Here is a 17,722-nt window from a genome sequence, read left to right as displayed (position 1 = left end):
CTCAGCTGCTCACGCCCAGGCGCGCACGACCCGCAGCTGCTCCCCGTTGCCGTCCACGACCGCCACCAACTCCTGACCACGCAGCACCAGCGCGCGCCCCTGCAGGGGATGGCGGGGCCGCTTACCCTGACGCAGCATCAGCGCGAGCGTCTCGGTCGCCTCGATGCGCGGCAGGTCCAGCGCGTCCGCGTCCGGCGTGACCGGCGCGACCGCCAGGTCCTCCAGTCCCATGGCGCCCGCAAGCGTGAAGTGGCCCACCCGCGTCCGCACTAGGCCCGCCAAGTGCGCCGGCACGCCCAGCGCCGCGCCGATATCCCGCGCGAGACTGCGGATGTACGTCCCGCTCCCCACGCGCGCGCGCACCAGGAGCGTCGGGAACGCCCCAAGCGCCGGCGGCAGCGTGAAGGTCCGCCCGTCCGCCGCCGGCGCGTACTGTCCCTGCTCGTTCGGCGCGAACGTCCGCGGCGCCGCGTCCACACTCGGGAAGACGCCCAGCAGCTCCAGTTCATGCAGGACCACCTCGCGGGCCGGCAGGTCCAGCGCCCCCCCGGCGCGCGCCACGGCGTACGCCCGCTGCCCGCCCACCTGCACGGCGCTGTACTGTGGTGGCACCTGCTGCTGCACGCCCAGGAACCCGCGCAGCACCGCGCGCACTTCCGCTTCGTCCACGCCCGCCACGTCGGCGGTCGCGTCCACCGGACCTTCCGCGTCCAAGGTCGGGGTGCCTGCACCCAGGCTCACCCACGCGAGGTAATCCTTGCTGTCGTGCTCCATGAACTGCACCAGCTTCGTGCTGTCGTTCACGCACAGCACCAGCACCCCCGTGGCGAGCGGGTCCAGGGTGCCCGTGTGCCCCACGCGGCGCGTGGCCAGCGCGCGCCGCGCACGCGCGACCACGTCATGAGAAGTGAGGCCCAGAGGTTTATCCGCAACGACGACCGGCATGCCAAGCAGGGTAGCAGGGCGGGCGACCCCGTACGCCCTGGCGCTATGCTGCGAGGCGTGTTGCGTGCCGTTTACGTTCTGAGTGGGCTGCTCTACCTTCCCGTCGGCGTCCTGCTGATGTTCCTGCCGACCGACTGGGCGGCCATGCTGGGCGTGCAGCCCCTCTGGCTGCCGCGCGTGGCCGGCGCGGTCCTGAGCGCCTGGGGCGTGCAGCTTCTGTTCGGCGCTGTGGGTGCGGAACGCGCCTCCCGCATTGGCCTGGCGCTCGCGAACCTGCTGGTGGCCGCCACCATCCTGCCAGCGGCGCTGCGCGCCACCGACGCGCCCGTCCGCCTGTCACTGCTCATCCTGGGCGGTTACGTCCTCATTCTCGGCCTGCTCGCTGTGGGCCTGCGCCGCCCCCGGAGGGGCCTGTATGACTGAACGCCTGCAGAAACGGCTCGCCCGTGCGGGCGTCGCCTCCCGACGCGCCGCCGAAGCGCTCATCACCAGCGGGCGCGTCACCGTGAACGGCGTGACCGCGCAGCTCGGCCAGACCGTCACCGAAGCGGACGAGGTCCTCGTGGACGGCCAGCCCATCGCGCAGCGCCCCACGCAGCACGTCACGTTCGCGCTGTACAAACCGCGCGGGTTCGTGACGACCGCCCGCGACGAACTCGGGCGCCGCACCGTCCTGGACGCCATGCCGAACGTGCCGGGCCTGCATCCCGTCGGGCGCCTCGACCGCGACAGCGAGGGCCTGCTGCTCCTCACCACCGACGGCGACCTGACGCTCACGCTCACGCACCCTCGTTACGGGCACGAGAAGGTCTACCGCGCCTGGACGGACGGCCAGCCGGACGAGGCCGCGCTCGGTCGCCTCGCGCGTGGCATGAACCTCGAGGACGGCCCCACCGGTCCCGCCGAGGTGCGCGCCGCACCGGACGGCGCGTGGGTCACCATCCGCGAGGGCCGCAACCGGCAGGTGCGCCGCATGCTCGACGCGGTCGGCTACCCGGTCACGCGCCTCGTGCGCACCCGCGTGGGCGGGTTGTGGCTGGAGGACCTGGGTCCCGGCGAGTACCGCGAGCTCGACGAGCGCGCCCTGCAGGAACTCCTGAACGTGTCGCTGGTGCCGCACCGCGTGCGTGAGCGCCTCGACCTGGAAATGCTCGACCGCTGGCACTGACGCGCGCCCGCGGCGTTCCTGTATACTCCTGGGCGCGGGAGAAGTTACGGTCGCGCGCCCAGGCCCGCTCGCCCCTCGGGGCAACGCGGGTGAGGACGTGAGGAAAGTCCGGGCACCGCAGGGCAGGATGCCAGCTAACGGCTGGTCAGCGAGCACACGGCCCGCCACGCCGAACGTACGGGCGGGCACGCGCGAAGTTGAAGGACAGTGCCACAGAAACCAGACCGCCCGCCCCATCACGCGTGTTCCGGACGCGGGGCGAGTAAGGGTGAAACGGTGCGGTAAGAGCGCACCAGGCCCCACGGCAACGCGGGGCGCTGGTAAACCCCATCCGGTGCAAGGCCCGACAGCGGGGGAGGAACGGCCCGTTCCCCTGATCCCCAGGATGGCCGCTAGAGCCGCGCGGCGACGCGCGCCCCAGAGAGATGACCGTGACCCACCCGAACGGTGGGGACAGAACCCGGCTTACTCCCTCCCGCACCCATCAGCACGCCCCCACCGTTCACGGTGGGGGCGTGCCCTTTAAAGGGTCATGCGCGCCGACGCGCGTCCACGGCCGCGAGCACGAACCCGGCGATCATCAGCGCCCCGCCGATGGGCGTCACGGCGCCCAGCCACTTCTGACCGGTGAGGGTCAGGGTGTACAGGCTGCCGCTGAACACCACCGCGCCCGCACCGATCAGGGTGGGGGCGCGCGTCTGGCCGGGCAGCGCGGCGAGCGCGAGCGTACCGAGCCCGGCGTACATCTGGTAGCGGACGCCGGTTTCAAAGGTGGCGAGCGCCTCGGTGCTCAGGGTGTTTTTCAGCGCGTGCGCGCCGAACGCGCCGAGCGCCACGCCGCTCCCCGCGAGCAGCGCGCCCCACAGGGCCGCGTTCGTATTGGGTGTGGTGGTCATGACCGCAGTGTACGGGCCGGGCGCCGGGTCATTTGGGCCTGCCGTTGACGCCCGGTGGGGACCGTGGGGCAAGAGTGGGGGCGAGTGGGGGAAATTGTGGGATTTGGTGGTAAATCGTGGGAGGCCCTGTTACACTCGCCACAACAGCTCCCATGCGCTCTGAAGCTGTTCGAACGCCGCTCGCCCTCCCTCACTCCGGGTGGGAGACGGTGGGGAAACCAGGAGAACTGTGCCGTTCGGTGAATACCCCTACTCCATTGACGACAAAGGCCGCGTGGTCATCCCACCGACCTTTCGTGAATTCGTGGAAGACGGGATGATCCTCACGCGCGGCATGGAAGGCTGCCTGTACGTCTTTCCGCTCGCCGCGTGGCGGCGCGTGGAGGAACAACTGGAAGGCCTGCCGCTCACGGACCGCGACAGCCGCGCGTTCGTGCGCTTCTTCTACTCCGGCGCCAGCAAGACCCGCCTGGACAACCAATCACGCGTGAGCGTCCCCCAGACGCTGCGCGCGTTCGCGGTGCTCGAGACGGACGTCATCGTCGCGGGCGCCCCGAACCGCCTGGAACTCTGGAACCCGCAACGGTGGGACACCATGATCCAGGCGGTGCAGGACGACCCGCCCAAACCCGACCTCCTTGCCAACTTCACCGCCTGAGGCGGTTCCCAATCATGACCGACCAGTCCCCCCTGACCCACATCCCGGTCCTCGCCACCGAAGTCCTCGATGCCCTCCAGCCCCAGCCCGGGCAGGTGTTCGTCGACGGCACCCTCGGCGGCGCCGGCCACACCCGCCTGCTGCTCGCCGCGGGCGCCACCGTGTACGGCATCGACCAGGACCCGTACGCCCTCGAACGCAACCGCGCCGCCGGCCTCAACGGCCTGCATGTTCTCGAAGGCAACTTCCGCGACATGCGCGCCCTGCTGAACGACGCGGGCGTGGACCACGTGGACGGCGTGCTCCTCGACATCGGCGTGAGCAGCTTCCAGCTCGACGACGCCGCGCGCGGCTTCAGCTACCACACCGAGGCGCCCCTCGACATGCGCATGAGTCAGGGGGGCGACAGCGCCGCCGACCTCGTGAACGACATGGAGGAAGCGGACCTCGCCGCGATCATCTTCGAGTACGGCGAGGAGCGCCACTCGCGCCGCATCGCGCGCGGCATCGTGAACGCCCGCGACAAGGGTCCGATCAGCACCACCACGCAACTCGCCGACATCATCAAACGCGCGTACCCGGGCGGGCACGCGCGCGGCATCCACCCGGCCCGCCGCACCTTCCAGGCCCTGCGCATCGCCGTGAACGACGAACTCGGTGCGCTCCGCGACGGGCTGCAGGGCGCCAGCGACCTCCTGCGCCCCGGCGGCCGCCTCGCGGTCATCAGCTTCCACAGCCTTGAGGACCGCATCGTGAAACGCTTCCTGCTCGCGGACCCCACCCTGGATCCCCTCACCAAGCGGCCCATCGAGGCGGCCGAGGACGAACAGGCCCGCAACCCCCGCGCCCGCAGCGCGAAACTGCGCGGCGCCCGCAAACGCGCCGAGGAGGTGAGCGGGTGAACACCCCCACCGACACCTGGCGCGCCCGCGCGCTGCGGTACACCCTGATCTACGTGCTGCTCGCGTGCGTGCTGGTGGGCCTGCGGTACCAGACGCGCGACGTGCGGCCCACCCTGAACACCCTCAACGCCGAGCGCGTGAGCCTGCAGCAGCAGCGCGCCGCGCTGGAACTGACCGTGCAGGGCCTCACGAGTGAGCCGCGCGTCCGCGCGTGGGCGCTCCAGAACGGCATGACGCCGTTCACGCGCATCGACAAGACCGCCGCCGCCTTCAAGGCGCTGCCGGTACCGGCAGCGCTCGTCACGCATCCGACGTTCGAGGTGATCACGCGATGGAAGTGAAGATCCGCAACCGCAGTCGCCTGATGCTGGTGCTGGCGCTCGCGTCGTTCCTGTTCCTGGTGTACGCGTACGCGCAGCTGGAATGGCACTTGCCGCGCACCGTGACGGCGCCGCACGCGCCCGTGCGCGGCAGCATCAAGACCATGAACGGCACCATTCTGGCGCGCAGCGTCGGTCAGAAACGCATGTACCCGCAGGGCCCTCTGGCTGGGCAGATTCTCGGCATGACGAACATGGACGGTGGCCTGGAAGGCGCCGAACGGGTGTTCGACGAACAGCTGTCGCGCGGGGAGGACGTCGTGCTGACCATCGACCCGGGTGCGCAGGCGGCGGCGGAGTCGGCCCTGGCGAAGTATGTGCCGGAGCACCGCGCGGACTGGGGCATGGTCGTGGCGCTGGAAGTGAAGACGGGGCGCGTGCTCGCCGCGGCGACGTACCCGCCGTTCGACCCGAACAACTGGCGGAATTATGACGCGAGCGTGCGTCGCAACCGCCCGTTCGTGGACACCTTCGAGCCGGGCAGCCCCGTGAAGGGGCTGGTGGTGGCCGCGGCCATGAACGAGGGCCTGACGACACCGACCACGCAGTACAGCACGCCCATGGTCCGTGTGGTGGGCCGCAAGGCCATTCACGACGCAGTGGATCACCCGGGGCAGCTGACGACCCGGCAGGTGCTGCGCTACAGCAGCAACGTCGGCATGAGCCACATCGTGGAGGGGTTCGATAAGGCGAAGCTGCGCGATTACCTGTACCAGTACGGGTTCGGGCGTTCGGTGGACCTGCCGGACATGCCGACGTCGTATTACCCCTTGCAGGCGCTGCGGCGCTGGGACGATCTGGTGCGCGTGAACAACGCGTTCGGGCAAGGGATGAGCGGGTCGTTGCTGCAGCTGACGGCGGCGTACAACACGCTCGCGAATGACGGGATGTACGTCAGCCCGCAGCTGGTGCAGGGAGCCGTGCAGGGTGAGCGGCGCGAGGTGCTGCGGCCCGAGACGGCGCGGACGATTCGGATGTTGCTGCGCGGCGTGATTGAGGATGGGATTTCCAGGCAGGCGGGCATCAAGGGTTACAGCCTGGCCGGGAAGACCGGGACGGCGCAGGTGGTCACGGAACACGGGTACAGCCAGACGGATTACAACAGCACGTTCGCGGGGTTCTTCCCGGCGGAGCAGCCGCGCGTGACGCTGGCGGTCATGGTGCATGGGGCAAAGGTGGATTATCACGGGAGCATGCTGGCGGCGCCGATCTACCGCGACATTGCGGGGGAAATTATTGCGCGCTGGGCGGCCCCGCCGCAGAAGTCGCCTCCTGAGAAGGAGTGACATCAGGCGTGTGGGCGAGAAGCTGGGGCAACCCGGCTTTTCTGTTGCTCTAAAGATGAGTGTTCTATGAGCATCCGTCGCCGTTCGAGACGGTCGTGAACGGTGCTTTCTGAAGCTCATGCGTGTCTTAGGCGTGAACAGAGAGACTCCGCACTTTTTAAAGCCCTTTCGTGGTGAAATTTCAGATCCAGCAGGCGATTTTGAGGGGTTTTCCGCAAAAATCCATGAGAAGTTAAATGAGAATATTAGAAGATCACTCATTTACAAAACCTAATCCAGGACGTCAAAAATCGAGTTTATAAAGTCTGGATGAACCTGCCAGATCGCGATTCCATGAGTTAAAAAAACCAAAAAACAAATTTTTTGCTCATGATGCTTACCTAACCTCAAGACAGTTGAGCGATCTGCTCCCCACGTACAACACTCCCCCCCACCGAACGGAACCCCTCCGGTTCCGTTCGCAGGAGATTGCATGTCAAACACCACCAACCGCGCCCTGCTGACCGCCGCCGCCCTCATGGGCAGCGCCCTGGCCGCCCCGGCCCTCCCCAGCAGCGCCGTTGCCGAAACGGCCGTCAAAGCCGCCCTGGCCAACGAAAAACCCGCCACGACCGCCGCCAAACCCGCCGCCAGCGCCGCTGCCGCACGCCAACAGGCCATCCAGCAGGCCGAGCGCGCCGCCCAGGCCAACGCCAAACCGGTCGTTGCTGCCGCTCGCGCCACCGGCGCCAGCGCTGTCGTCCGCAGCACCGCCTACAACAGCACCCCCGGGCAGACCGACAGCAGCCCGTTCATCACCGCCACCGGCACCCGCGTGCGCTTCGGCACCGTCGCCCTCAGCCGCGACCTGCTCAAAAAATTCCCGTATGGCACCCGCATCAAGATCGAGGACCTCAGCGGCCGCTACAACAGCGTCCTCGCCGGCCGCGTCTTCATTGTCGAAGACACCATGAGCCCCCGCAAAAGCAACACCGTCGACGTCTGGATGCCCAGCCGCGGCCAGGCCCTCCAGTGGGGCAACCGCCAGATCCGCATCACCGCCCTCAAATGAACCCCACCACCCACGCAGACGGGCCGCGCACGCGGCCCGTCTGCGTTTCCAGTGAGAAGCACCCGTAGCGCCGTTAGGCCCGCCCACACGCCCACCTGACGAGCAGCCCTACCCTGACTCCAAGGCGCGCCGCCACGCTCACCCGCCACCGTCCCACGCCCACCCGGCGATACCCGCCGCAGGAGCCGCATGAACGACTGGGTCATCTCCATCCGGGGCCACTGGCACGGCGCCATGAACGACGCCGACCGCCACTTCACCGGCACCGTCGAACACTGCACCACCGGCCGCTTCCACGCCGGCGAGCCCGTCACGGTCGCGTACCACCCTGGCCGCCAGCCACTCGGCACCGACAGTGCCCGCGCGCAGCATCACGGCCGCTACCAGCTCACCCGCGCCGATCACGACCAGCCGCCCCTGGTGCTCGCCGCGTTCCTCCGTGCTGACGAACCCGCTGGCGCCTCCGATCGGCCCACGGCCGAGCCGCAACTGTGGGGCGCCCGCGTTGCCTCCGAAGCGCCCGCCACTCCCCCAGGCTGACCCTGTCGTCCCAGGCGCGCCCGGCCCCAGCCGGGCGCGCTATGCTGCCCGAACGTGGCCCGCCTTCCCTCCCTGCCGCTCACGCTCGCCCGCGCGCACCTCACGCGCCGCCGCGCCCAGAACCTCATTACGATGCTGGGCATCGCGGTCGGCATGATGGTCCTCATCACCGCGCTGAGCCTCACCAACGGCTTCACGCGCGCCCTCGTGGACGCCACGCTGCGCGCCACCCCCCACCTCAGCCTGCAACGCTATGTGCCCGGCGGACGCGACCCGAACCTCGAACGCACCCTCCGCGCCGACCCGCGGGTCGAGGCCATCGCGCCATTCCTCGCCGACAAGGGCCTGCTCACGCGTCCCGCCAGCCGCAACCGCAACGCCGGCGTGGACTTCGCGACCCTGTTCGGCGTGACGCCCGACGCGGCCGGCGTCCTGCAGTTCCCCGGGCCGACCACGCAGGCGCTCCGGACCCTCAAGGACGGCGAGGTCATCCTCGGCAGCGCCCTCGCGCAGTCCATCGGCGCGTTCAGCGGCGACGAGCTGCGCCTGCTGAACAGCATGCAGCGCCGCGCCGCGCTGAAGGTCCGCACGCTGTTCAGCACCGGCAACTACCAGATCGACAGCGCGTACGCGTTCGTCACGCTGCGCACGCTGCAGGACCTGCAGGGCACCACGAACATCACCGGGTACCAGGTGCGCCTCCACGACCCCGAGCAGACGCGCGCCGTCGCGAGCAGCGTCGTCGCGGGCGGCACCTTCAGCCCCATCGCGTGGCAGGACCTGTACCGCACCCTGCTGGACCAGCTGGCCCTGCAGAAGCGCGTGATCGGCTTCGTGGTGTTCCTGATCGTGATCGTCGCGGCGTTCGGCATCGCCAGCGTCCTCACCCTCACCGTGTTCGAGAAGACGCAGGAGATCGCCATCCTGCGCGCTATCGGCGCGACGCGCGGCGTGATCACGCGCACCTTCCTGATCGAGGGCGTAATCCTCGGCGTGAGCGGCCTGATCCTCGGGGACCTGCTGGGCCTCGCCGTGTGCGCGTACTTCACGGCGTATCCGTTCCGGCTGCCCGGCGACCTGTACTTCATCACGGCCCTGCCCGTGGAGGTCCGCGCCACCGACGTCCTGTGGGTGAACGCCGTGGGTCTCGCCACCACACTGCTCGCCGCGTACCTGCCCGCGCGCCGCGCTGCGGGCGTGGAACCCGCGCAGATCATCCGCTGAGCGGGGGAGGGGCCGGCGCCGTTCCAGTGCCCCTCCCTCAAGGGCCGCAGGAGGAAGCGTGGCGCCCGATCAGACAGCCCCCAGCGAATTGGTGTGCGGCCCACGTTAAAGTGAACGTCATGTTGCGGCTGCTGTTCGTGGGAGACGTGTACGGGAAACCCGGAAGGCGCGTGCTCGGCACGCACCTTCCGGCCATCCGGGACGCGTACGACTTCATCATCGTGAACGGCGAGAACGCCGCCGGCGGCTTCGGCCTGAACCGCGAAAGCGCCCAGGCCATCTTCAAGGCCGGCGCCGGCTGTATCACGCTCGGGAACCACACGTGGAACAACAAGGAAGTCCACACGCTGTTCGAGGACGGACGCGTCATCCGCCCCCTCAACTACCCAGCCGGCGCGCCCGGCGCCGGCTACACCACCTTCACCGTCGGCGGTGAGCGCCTCACGGTCGTGAACCTGCTTGGCCGTGTCTACATGGACCCGAACGTCGACAACCCGTTCAGCCTCATGGAGGACCTCCTCACCCGCCCGGACCTCGGCACCGTCTTCGTGGACTTCCACGCGGAAGCCACCAGCGAGAAGGTCGCGTTCGCGCGGCACTTCGACGGACGCGTCGCCGCCGTCATTGGCACGCACACGCACGTCCCCACCGCCGACACCCGCCTGCTGCCCGGCGGCACCGCCTTCCAGGCCGACGCCGGCATGACCGGCCCGTACGAAAGCATCATCGGCGCGGACCCCGAAGGGCCCATCCAGCGGTTCCTGACCGGCCTGCCGCACCGGTACGTCGTCGCGGAAGGTCCCGCGCAACTCAACGCCGTCGCCATCGACATTCAGGGTGGGCGCGCCACACGCATCGAACGCGTCACGCACCTCGAGCAGTAACCCCAACAGCGGAGGTCCACATGGGCATACGAGAAGACGTGAACACCCTCGGGCGCGCGCTCGGGCAGGTCCTCAAGGAACAGGAAGGCGAGGCTTTTTTCGACACCGTGGAGCGCGTCCGCGCGCTCGTCCGCCAGGCGCGCGCCGGCGACGGCGACGCGCCCCTGCGTGAACTTCTGGAAGGCGCCACCCCCGAGGACGCCGAGAACCTCGTGCGCGCCTTCAGCCTGTACTTCCAACTGGTAAACCTCGCTGAGGAGTACGAGCGCGTCCGCACCCTCGCCGGCCGCGAAGGCGTCCGCCCGCAGAGCCTCGAAGCGGCCCTGACCGAACTGCACGCGAGCGGCCTGAGCGCCGACGACGCCGAAGCACTGATTCAACGCGTGAACCTCGGCCTCACCTTCACCGCCCACCCGACCGAGATGCGCCGCCGCACCGTCCGCGCGCACCTCGTGCAGGTCGCGCGCGACATTCCTGACCTCAGCGACCCCACCACGTACGACGCGGCTGTGGAGCGCATCACCGCGCACGTGGAAGCACTGTGGAACACCCCGGAACTCCGGCGCCTGAAACCCACCGTCCTCGACGAGGTCAAAGGCGGCCTCAGCTACGTGCCCAGCATCGCGCAGGCCGTCACGCGCCTGCAACGTGACCTGCAGCGCGCCTTCGAGCGCGTGTACGGACGCCCCACGAGCGCGCGCGTGCCGCTCAGCCTGCACTCCTGGATGGGCGGCGACCGCGACGGCAACCCCTTCGTGACGCCCGACGCCACGCGCGACACGCTCACCCTGCACCGCGACCGCGCCCGCGACCTGCTCCTGAACGCCATCCGGCAGACGTACGCGGACCTCAGCCAGGACGAGCGCGGCGAGGAGACGTACCGCGCCGAACTGCAGGCGCTCCACGACGCCGTGCAGGCCGGGCAGCACGTGGACCTCACAGCGCAGCTCGACGCCCTCGACGCGCGCCTGCGCGAGCACGGGCAGGCGCGCAGCGCGGACGTGCTGCTCGCGCCGCTCCGCACGCACGCGCGCACGTTCGGGCAGCACCTCGTCAGCCTCGATATCCGCGAGCACAGCGCCCTCACCGGCGCGGCCGCCGCTGCCCTCTTGGACGCGGCCGGCATGCCCGGGTACGCGGACCTGCCCGAGCACGCCAAAACCGAACTGCTCACGCGCGAACTCCGCTCCCGCCGCCCCCTGTGGCCCGCCGGTGAGGCCCTCCCCGAGGAGCTGGAACGCGCGGTCGGCCCGATCCGCGAGGTCGCGCGGGCGGTCCGCAAGGTCGGCCCGCGCGCGTTCGGGCGGTACATCATCAGCATGAGCGAAAGCGTCAGTGACGTCCTCGAGCCGTTGCTGCTCGCCCGTGAGGTCGGGTTCCGCGTGCTGCCCGTCCCGCTGTTCGAGACGCTCGACGACCTGGAGCGTGCCCCCAGCGTCGTCTGGGAACTCCTGAGCCTCCCCGAGTACCGCGCCGTGCTCGGCAGCGACGTGCAGGAAATCATGCTCGGGTACAGCGACAGCAACAAGGACGCCGGCTTCCTGGCCGCCAACTGGGCGCTGCACGAAGCGCAGCGCCGCCTCGCGGACGTGTGCCGCCGCGCGGGCGTCCCGTGGCGCTTCTTCCACGGGCGCGGCACCAGCATCGGCCGCGGCGGCGGCCCCGCCAGCCGCGCCATTCTCGGGCAGCCCGCCGGCACCATCGGCTCCGGCCTGCGCATCACCGAGCAGGGCGAAGCGCTCGCCGACAAGTACAGCCACCCCGTCCTCGCGCACCGCAACCTGGAGCAGGCCCTCTCCGGGCTGCTGCTCGCCGCCGCGCGTCCCGCCGCGGACCTGCCTGCCGCGTGGACCGAGGCGCTCGACCGGGCCGCGCGCGCCAGCGCCGGCGCGTACCGCGCGCTCGTCACCACCCCGGAATTCCTGCCGTTCTTCGAGGCCGCCACGCCCATCCACGAGATCTCCCGCCTGAACATCGCCTCTCGGCCGGTGCGTCGCCCCGGCGCGCCCACCCTGCAGAACCTCCGCGCGATCCCCTGGGTGATGAGCTGGACGCAGAACCGCGCGAACCTGCCCGGCTGGTACGGCCTGCGCGAGGGCCTGCGCGAGATCGGCGTACCGCTCGCCCGCGAGCTGTACGCGCAGTGGCCGTTCTTCCGCAGCATGCTCGACAACGCCCAGATGAGCCTCGCCAAGAGCGACCTGCTGATCTTCGACGAGTACCTGACGCTCGGCGGGCCCGCGCTTGGCCCGGACCTCAAGGCCGCGTACGCGGACACCGTCGCGCTCGTGCAGGACATCGTCGGCGCGGACCTGCTCCGCAACGAACCGCGCCTGCACGAAAGCATCGGGCTGCGCAACCCCTACATTGACCCCATCCACCGCCTGCAAGTGGAACTGCTGCGCCGCGCGCGCCGTGAGGACGGCGGCCTCGACCGCTACGAGCGCCCCCTGCTGCTCAGCGTGCAGGGCATCGCCGCGGGCGTCCGCAACACCGGCTGAACCGCGCGCACCGCCCCCGCAGCGTGCCGCTGGGCTGTGCCTGGGGCGCGCTGCTACAGTGGGGAACGCGCGCGCCCGCACGGGCGAACCCCGCGCCATTTCAGACCCGCGCCGCCACCCGGCCGCGCGAAACACGCGCAGCCTCCGCTGACGCCGAGAGTCGCCCCCACCGTGGGGTGTTTCGAGAGGACCCACAATGCAATCCATTACCCGCAAACCCCGCGTCGGCGTGTTCATCGACACGCAGAACCTGTACCACAGCGCCCGCGACCTCTACGAGCGCACCGTGAACTTCGAGCGGCTCCTGCAGTACGCCACCGAGGGCCGCGAACTCGTGCGCGCCGTCTCGTACGTCGTCGAGCGGGAAGGCGAAGGCACCGCCCGACCGTTCATCTACAAACTCAGCACCATCGGGTACAAGGTGCGCCGCATGACGCTGCAGCTCCACCACACCAACGAGCAGGGCAAAGCCATCTGGGAAGGCAACTGGGACATGGGCATCGTCGCCGACATGACCCGCCTGCTCGACCACCTGGACGTCATCGTGCTCGGCAGCGGCGACGGCGACTTCACCGACATGGTCGAGGTCTTCCAGGAGCGCGGCGTACGCGTGGAAGTCATCGCGTTCCGCGAGCACACCGCGCAGAAACTCGTGGACGCCTGCGACCGCTACACCAACTGGTCCGACGTGGACGGCGCCTTCATGCCACCCGCGAAACGCAAGGGCAACGACAGCAGTGAGTGACACCCCCCACCCCATCACCGAACACGCCAACCCCGGCGCGGACGAGGCGCTCGCGCGCCTGAACTTCGACCTGCCGCCCGAACGCATCGCCCAGACCGGCGCGGAACCGCGCGACACCAGCCGCCTCATGGTGGTGGGGGAGAGCGGCATCGACCACCGCATCTTCCGGGACCTGCCGGACCTCCTGCGCACCGGGGACCTGCTGGTGTTCAACGAAAGCCGCGTGATTCCCGCGCGCATCATCGCCCGCAAACCCACGGGCGGCGCCGTCGAGACGCTCCTGCTGCGCGAGGAGGAAGCGAACGTGTGGAGCGCGTACCTCAAGGGCGCCAAACGCGCCGGGCGGGACCTGCTGTTCGGCAGCGTGCACGCCGAGGTGATCGGCACGCTGGAGGACGGCGCGCGCCTGCTGCGCTTCAGCGAGGACATCAAGCCGCACCTCGACGCGCTCGGCCGCCTGCCCCTGCCGCCCTACATCGATGCGGGCGAGGACGACGCGGTATGGCAGGACCGCTACCAGACCGTGTACGCCCGCACAGCCGGCAGCGTCGCCGCGCCCACCGCCGGGCTGCACTTCACCCCTGAACTGCTGGCGCGCCTGCAGGCCATGGGGGTGGGGACGGCGTTCGTCACGCTGCACGTCGGGGCCGGCACCTTCAAGCCCATCAGCGGGAGCGTCGCGGAGCACACCATGCACGCCGAGCGGTACACGGTCACGTCCGACACCGCCGACGCCATCAACGCCGCGCGCCGCGAAGGCCGGCGCGTCATCGCAGTTGGGACCACCACCGTCCGCGCCCTCGAAAGCGCCGCTGACGTGAACGGCACCGTGCATCCCGGTGACGGCGACACCCGCATCTTCATCACGCCTGGGCACGCGTGGCGCGTCCCGGACCTGCTCATCACGAACCTGCACCTGCCGAACAGCACCCTGCTGCTGCTCGTCGCCGCGTTCGCCGGTGAGGACCGCATCCGCGCCGCGTATCAGGCGGCCCTGGACCACCCGTACCGCTTCTACAGCCTCGGGGACGCGATGCTGCTCCAGCGCGCCCCCTAAGGCGCCGGGCGCGGCATCCGCCATTTGGCCGAGTGCTGCAAAACGCAGGCTTATACTGCGCGCATGACAGAACCCGTGAATGCCGCGCCCGGTGTGGACGCGGAAAACCCGCTGCTGAACCTCGGTTTCCGCATTCCCTTCGACCGTATCCAGCCCGAGCACGCCCTTCCGGCCATGCAGACCCTGATCGACGCGGCCCGCACGGACCTGGAGCGCCTCGCGCGCGCGCCCGAACGGAACTTCGAAGGGTTCCTCGATGACCTCGACCGGCACACCCTGCAGATCCAGACGGTCGCCACCATCGTCGGGCACCTGAACGGCGTCGTCAGCAGCGACGAGTGGCGCGCCGCCGAAGGCGACATCCTGCCGCTGTACAGCGCGTTCTTCACGGACATCACCCTGCACGAGGGCCTCTGGCAGGCCCTCAAGGCGTACGCCGAGACGCCCGAGGCGCAGGCCCTCACCGGTGAACGCGCCCGCTTCCTGAAGCTCACCATGGACGAGTTCCGCCGCAACGGCGCCGACCTCGACGACGCCGGCAAGGCCCGCCTCAAGGACATCAACGTCCGCCTCGCGGAACTCACCAAGCGCTACGCCGAGAACGTCATGGACGGCGTGAAGGCCTTCGAGCTGTACGTCCCCACCGAGCGCCTCGCCGGCGTCCCGGAGCGCGTGCAGGCCGCCACCCGCGCGGACGCCGAAGCGAACGGGCACCCCGGCGAGCACCGCCTCACGCTGCACATGCCCACGTACCTGCCGGTCCTCACGTACGCCGACGACCGCGCCCTGCGCGAAGAACTCACCCGCGCGTACAACCGCACCGGCATCGGCGAGGGCCGCGACAACCGCGACCTGCTGCCCGAGATCCTGCAGCTCCGCCAGGAGCGCGCGCAGCTGCTCGGCTACCGCGACTTCGCGGACCTCGTCACCGAGGACCGCATGGCCGGCAGCGGCGAACGCGCCAAAACCTTCCTGCAGGACCTGGAGGCGCGCACCCGCCCCGCGTTCGAGCGCGAGAACGCCGAACTCGAAGCGTACTACCGCGCCCGGGCCGGCGCGGACGCCCCGGCCCTCCAGCCGTGGGACGTCACATACTGGGCCGAAAAGCAACGCGCGGAACTGTACGACTTCGACGAGGAGGAACTCCGCCCGTACTTCCAGGTGGACAGCGTCCTCAGCGGCATGTTCGAAGTGGCCCGCCGCGTGTTCGGCCTGGAAGTCACGCCCGCCGACGCGCCCGGCTGGCACCCGGACGTGCGCTACTTCGACCTCAAGAACAGCGAGGGCGAACACGTCGCCAGCTTCTACACCGACTGGTTCCCGCGCAACAACAAACGCGGCGGCGCGTGGATGAACGCCTTCGTCACGGGCGGCCCCAGCGAGCGCGGCTTCGAACCGCACATCGGTCTGATGTGCGGCAACATGACGCCCCCCAGCCCCGACGCGCCCGCCCTGCTCAGCCACGACGAGGTGCAGACGGTCTTCCACGAGTTCGGGCACCTGCTGCACCACGCCCTCTCCCGCGTGGAAGTGCGCAGCCTCAGCGGCACCAACGTCGCGTGGGACTTCGTGGAACTGCCCAGCCAGATCATGGAGAACTGGACGTGGGACAAGCAGGCGCTCGACCTGTTCGCCCGCCACTTTGAGACCGGCGACGTGATCCCGCAGGCGCTCTACGACAAAATGCTGCGCGCCCGCAACTACCGCGCCGGCAACTTCGCCATGCGCCAGTACTCGTTCGGCACCGTCGACCTCGCGCTGCACACCGAGTACACCCCGCAGCACGGCGACGTCGTCGCGTACACGTACCCGATCCTGGCGCGGTTCGCGCCCGTGCCGATGCTGAACGATAACGCCTTCATCGCGCAGTTCTCGCACCTGTTCGCGAACCCCGTCGGCTACGCCAGCGGCTACTACAGCTACAAGTGGGCGGAGGTGCTCGAAGCCGACGCGTTCAGCCGATTCGAGCAGGAAGGCGTGTTCAACGCTGACACCGGCCGCGCGTTCGTCGACAACGTCCTGTCCCGCGGGAACGGCGAGGACCCCGGCGTGCTGTTCCGCACCTTCCTCGGCCGCGACCCCGACGCGAACGCCCTGCTGCGCCGCAGCGGCCTCACCGAGTAAAACGACCGCGCGCAGCGGCATGCACACCGCGCACAACCGGCGCAGGCGAGGTCCCGGACCTCGCCTGCGCCTCTTCGCCACCGGATGACACGCCCGGGCGGTGGGCCGGGGAGCCCGCCGCCCCTTGCTATGCTGACCGCTGTGGAGCGGGCGCCCGCCAGCGCCCCACCCCGGGAGGCCCCTTGAGTGACCCACAGCGTCCCACCGTCCTCGTCGCCAGCGCCGACGAACGCCATGCGCGCGACCTGCAGGCCGCGCTGCCCGACGCGCGCGTCCGCCACACCGCCGACGCGGAAAGCCTGCTGCGCGACACGCACGCCTTCACGCCGGACGTGACCGTCATTCACGCGTCGCTGCCCAGCCGCGTGCCCATCGCCGAGGTGCTGCGCATGCTGCGCGGCCGCGACGACCTCACGCACACCCACCACCTGCTCATCGGCGGGAACGCCGCCGCCCTCATGACCGCCGGCGCGGACCTCGCCACGCCCGCGCAGGACGCCTCCACGCCCGCGCTGGTGTACGCGCTGCTACGCCGCGTCCGGCAAACGCGGCACCTCACGGACCGCGCCGCAAAACTCCAGACGCAGCTCACCGCCGCCGAGCACGACGAACGCGTCCGCGACCAGCTCACGCACATGCTCGTCCATGACCTCAAGAACCCCATCAGCGCCGTGATGGGCCTCCTTGAAGTCGTCATGGAGGACGAGGGCCGCATCCCCGACGACCTCGCGGAACTCCTGCGCCTCGCCCGCGAAGAAACGCAGCACCTCCTGCACCTCGCCGTGAACATGCTCGACGTCCGCAAGATGCAGGCCGGCAAGATGCACCTCGACCGGCAGACGATGTTCGCGCCGATGTTCAGTGACGTCGTGAACCTCGCGCTCGGCGACGTCGGTGCAGGCCTCCGGGACCGCCGCGTGAACCTGAACTTTCCGCTCGGCCTGTCACCCGCGCACGGCGACCCGGAAATCCTGCGGCGCGTGTTCGCGAACCTGATTTCGAACGCCGTGAAGCACACCACCGCCGGGGGCCGCGTGGACATCGGCGCGCGTCAGACCGGCGACACCCTGGAGTTCACCGTCGCGGACGACGGCGAGGGCATTCCCGCGGAGGATCTCCCGAACCTGTTCGCGGCGTTCGAGCAGTCGCGCCTCACGCTGCACGGGCGGTTCGACACGGGCATGGGCCTCGCGTTCTGCAAGCTCGCCATTGAGCAGCACGGCGGACGCATCTGGGTGGAGAGTGAGCGCGGCGTCGGCACGACCTTCACCTTCACGCTCCCACTCGGTCCCGAAGAGGACGACGACTTCGCCGAACTCGTCTGAGGGGCGCTTGGGAGGGCGCGCCCCTCCCCGCACCCC

At 69.8% G+C, this 17,722-nt stretch carries 17 protein-coding genes and 1 other RNA gene; 16 read left to right on the top strand and 2 right to left on the bottom strand.

Annotated features, from left to right (window positions below; translation table 11 throughout):
- Positions 1 to 9: 9 nt before the first annotated feature.
- The gene (gene truB, locus DEIMA_RS10485) at positions 10 to 945 is read right to left on the bottom strand and encodes a tRNA pseudouridine(55) synthase TruB (RefSeq protein ID WP_013557233.1); all 936 of its coding nucleotides are present in this window, start codon (positions 943 to 945) and stop codon (positions 10 to 12) included.
- Positions 946 to 1,002: 57 nt separating this feature from the next.
- Between truB and DEIMA_RS10480 the strand changes: the two genes are divergently transcribed.
- The 3 genes from DEIMA_RS10480 (at position 1,003) to rnpB (ending at position 2,597) form a co-directional block, all read left to right on the top strand.
- Entirely contained in the window at positions 1,003 to 1,368 is a 366-nt protein-coding gene (locus tag DEIMA_RS10480) for a hypothetical protein (RefSeq protein ID WP_043816656.1), read from the top strand.
- The gene (locus tag DEIMA_RS10475; protein WP_013557231.1) at positions 1,361 to 2,113 is read left to right on the top strand and encodes a pseudouridine synthase; all 753 of its coding nucleotides are present in this window, start codon (positions 1,361 to 1,363) and stop codon (positions 2,111 to 2,113) included. Before DEIMA_RS10480 ends, DEIMA_RS10475 begins: the two co-directional genes overlap by 8 nt.
- Before the next feature lie 33 nt (positions 2,114 to 2,146).
- Positions 2,147 to 2,597, top strand: an RNA gene (gene rnpB, locus DEIMA_RS17140) — RNase P RNA component class A.
- Between the two features lie 46 nt (positions 2,598 to 2,643).
- Here rnpB and DEIMA_RS10470 read toward each other — a convergent pair.
- A complete protein-coding gene (locus tag DEIMA_RS10470; RefSeq protein ID WP_013557230.1) occupies positions 2,644 to 3,009 on the bottom strand; it encodes a DUF423 domain-containing protein in 366 nt (121 codons plus the stop codon).
- A 229-nt stretch (positions 3,010 to 3,238) separates the two neighbouring features.
- On the opposite strand from DEIMA_RS10470, the gene mraZ reads away from it, so the two are divergent.
- The 13 genes from mraZ to DEIMA_RS10405 all read left to right on the top strand — a co-directional run bounded on the left by mraZ (position 3,239) and on the right by DEIMA_RS10405 (position 17,686).
- Complete coding sequence (mraZ, locus tag DEIMA_RS10465; RefSeq protein ID WP_013557229.1) at positions 3,239 to 3,667, top strand: division/cell wall cluster transcriptional repressor MraZ; 429 nt, start codon at positions 3,239 to 3,241, stop codon at positions 3,665 to 3,667.
- A gap of 14 nt (positions 3,668 to 3,681) precedes the next feature.
- Positions 3,682 to 4,569 carry a 16S rRNA (cytosine(1402)-N(4))-methyltransferase RsmH gene (gene rsmH, locus DEIMA_RS10460; protein ID WP_013557228.1) on the top strand — a complete coding sequence of 296 codons (888 nt, stop codon included), beginning with the start codon at positions 3,682 to 3,684 and terminating at the stop codon, positions 4,567 to 4,569.
- The gene (locus DEIMA_RS10455; protein WP_013557227.1) at positions 4,566 to 4,910 is read left to right on the top strand and encodes an FtsB/FtsL family cell division protein; all 345 of its coding nucleotides are present in this window, start codon (positions 4,566 to 4,568) and stop codon (positions 4,908 to 4,910) included. Before rsmH ends, DEIMA_RS10455 begins: the two co-directional genes overlap by 4 nt.
- Entirely contained in the window at positions 4,901 to 6,235 is a 1,335-nt protein-coding gene (locus DEIMA_RS10450) for a peptidoglycan D,D-transpeptidase FtsI family protein (protein ID WP_013557226.1), read from the top strand. Before DEIMA_RS10455 ends, DEIMA_RS10450 begins: the two co-directional genes overlap by 10 nt.
- 472 nt (positions 6,236 to 6,707) lie before the next feature.
- Entirely contained in the window at positions 6,708 to 7,286 is a 579-nt protein-coding gene (locus DEIMA_RS10445; RefSeq protein WP_013557225.1) for a 3D domain-containing protein, read from the top strand.
- 189 nt (positions 7,287 to 7,475) lie between these two features.
- Complete coding sequence (locus tag DEIMA_RS10440; RefSeq protein ID WP_013557224.1) at positions 7,476 to 7,826, top strand: hypothetical protein; 351 nt, start codon at positions 7,476 to 7,478, stop codon at positions 7,824 to 7,826.
- A gap of 54 nt (positions 7,827 to 7,880) precedes the next feature.
- Entirely contained in the window at positions 7,881 to 9,050 is a 1,170-nt protein-coding gene (locus DEIMA_RS10435; protein ID WP_013557223.1) for an ABC transporter permease, read from the top strand.
- Positions 9,051 to 9,169: 119 nt separating this feature from the next.
- Positions 9,170 to 9,934, top strand: a complete 765-nt coding sequence (locus tag DEIMA_RS10430; protein WP_013557222.1) for a TIGR00282 family metallophosphoesterase — start codon at positions 9,170 to 9,172, stop codon at positions 9,932 to 9,934.
- 20 nt (positions 9,935 to 9,954) lie between these two features.
- Positions 9,955 to 12,435 (top strand): phosphoenolpyruvate carboxylase, encoded by a 2,481-nt coding sequence (locus tag DEIMA_RS10425; RefSeq protein ID WP_013557221.1) that lies wholly within the window; start codon positions 9,955 to 9,957, stop codon positions 12,433 to 12,435.
- A gap of 196 nt (positions 12,436 to 12,631) precedes the next feature.
- Positions 12,632 to 13,180 carry a LabA-like NYN domain-containing protein gene (locus tag DEIMA_RS10420; protein ID WP_013557220.1) on the top strand — a complete coding sequence of 183 codons (549 nt, stop codon included), beginning with the start codon at positions 12,632 to 12,634 and terminating at the stop codon, positions 13,178 to 13,180.
- The gene (gene queA / locus DEIMA_RS10415; protein WP_013557219.1) at positions 13,173 to 14,237 is read left to right on the top strand and encodes a tRNA preQ1(34) S-adenosylmethionine ribosyltransferase-isomerase QueA; all 1,065 of its coding nucleotides are present in this window, start codon (positions 13,173 to 13,175) and stop codon (positions 14,235 to 14,237) included. The genes DEIMA_RS10420 and queA overlap by 8 nt, the downstream gene beginning before the upstream one ends.
- Before the next feature lie 63 nt (positions 14,238 to 14,300).
- Complete coding sequence (locus DEIMA_RS10410; protein ID WP_013557218.1) at positions 14,301 to 16,361, top strand: M3 family metallopeptidase; 2,061 nt, start codon at positions 14,301 to 14,303, stop codon at positions 16,359 to 16,361.
- 182 nt (positions 16,362 to 16,543) lie between these two features.
- The gene (locus DEIMA_RS10405) at positions 16,544 to 17,686 is read left to right on the top strand and encodes an ATP-binding protein (protein ID WP_013557217.1); all 1,143 of its coding nucleotides are present in this window, start codon (positions 16,544 to 16,546) and stop codon (positions 17,684 to 17,686) included.
- Positions 17,687 to 17,722: the final 36 nt, after the last annotated feature.

The organism is Deinococcus maricopensis DSM 21211, assembly GCF_000186385.1.
Classification (GTDB): domain Bacteria; phylum Deinococcota; class Deinococci; order Deinococcales; family Deinococcaceae; genus Deinococcus_B; species Deinococcus_B maricopensis.
The sequence above is the reverse complement of the archived record's forward strand: the minus strand, read 5'-3'. Positions and strand labels throughout refer to the sequence as shown.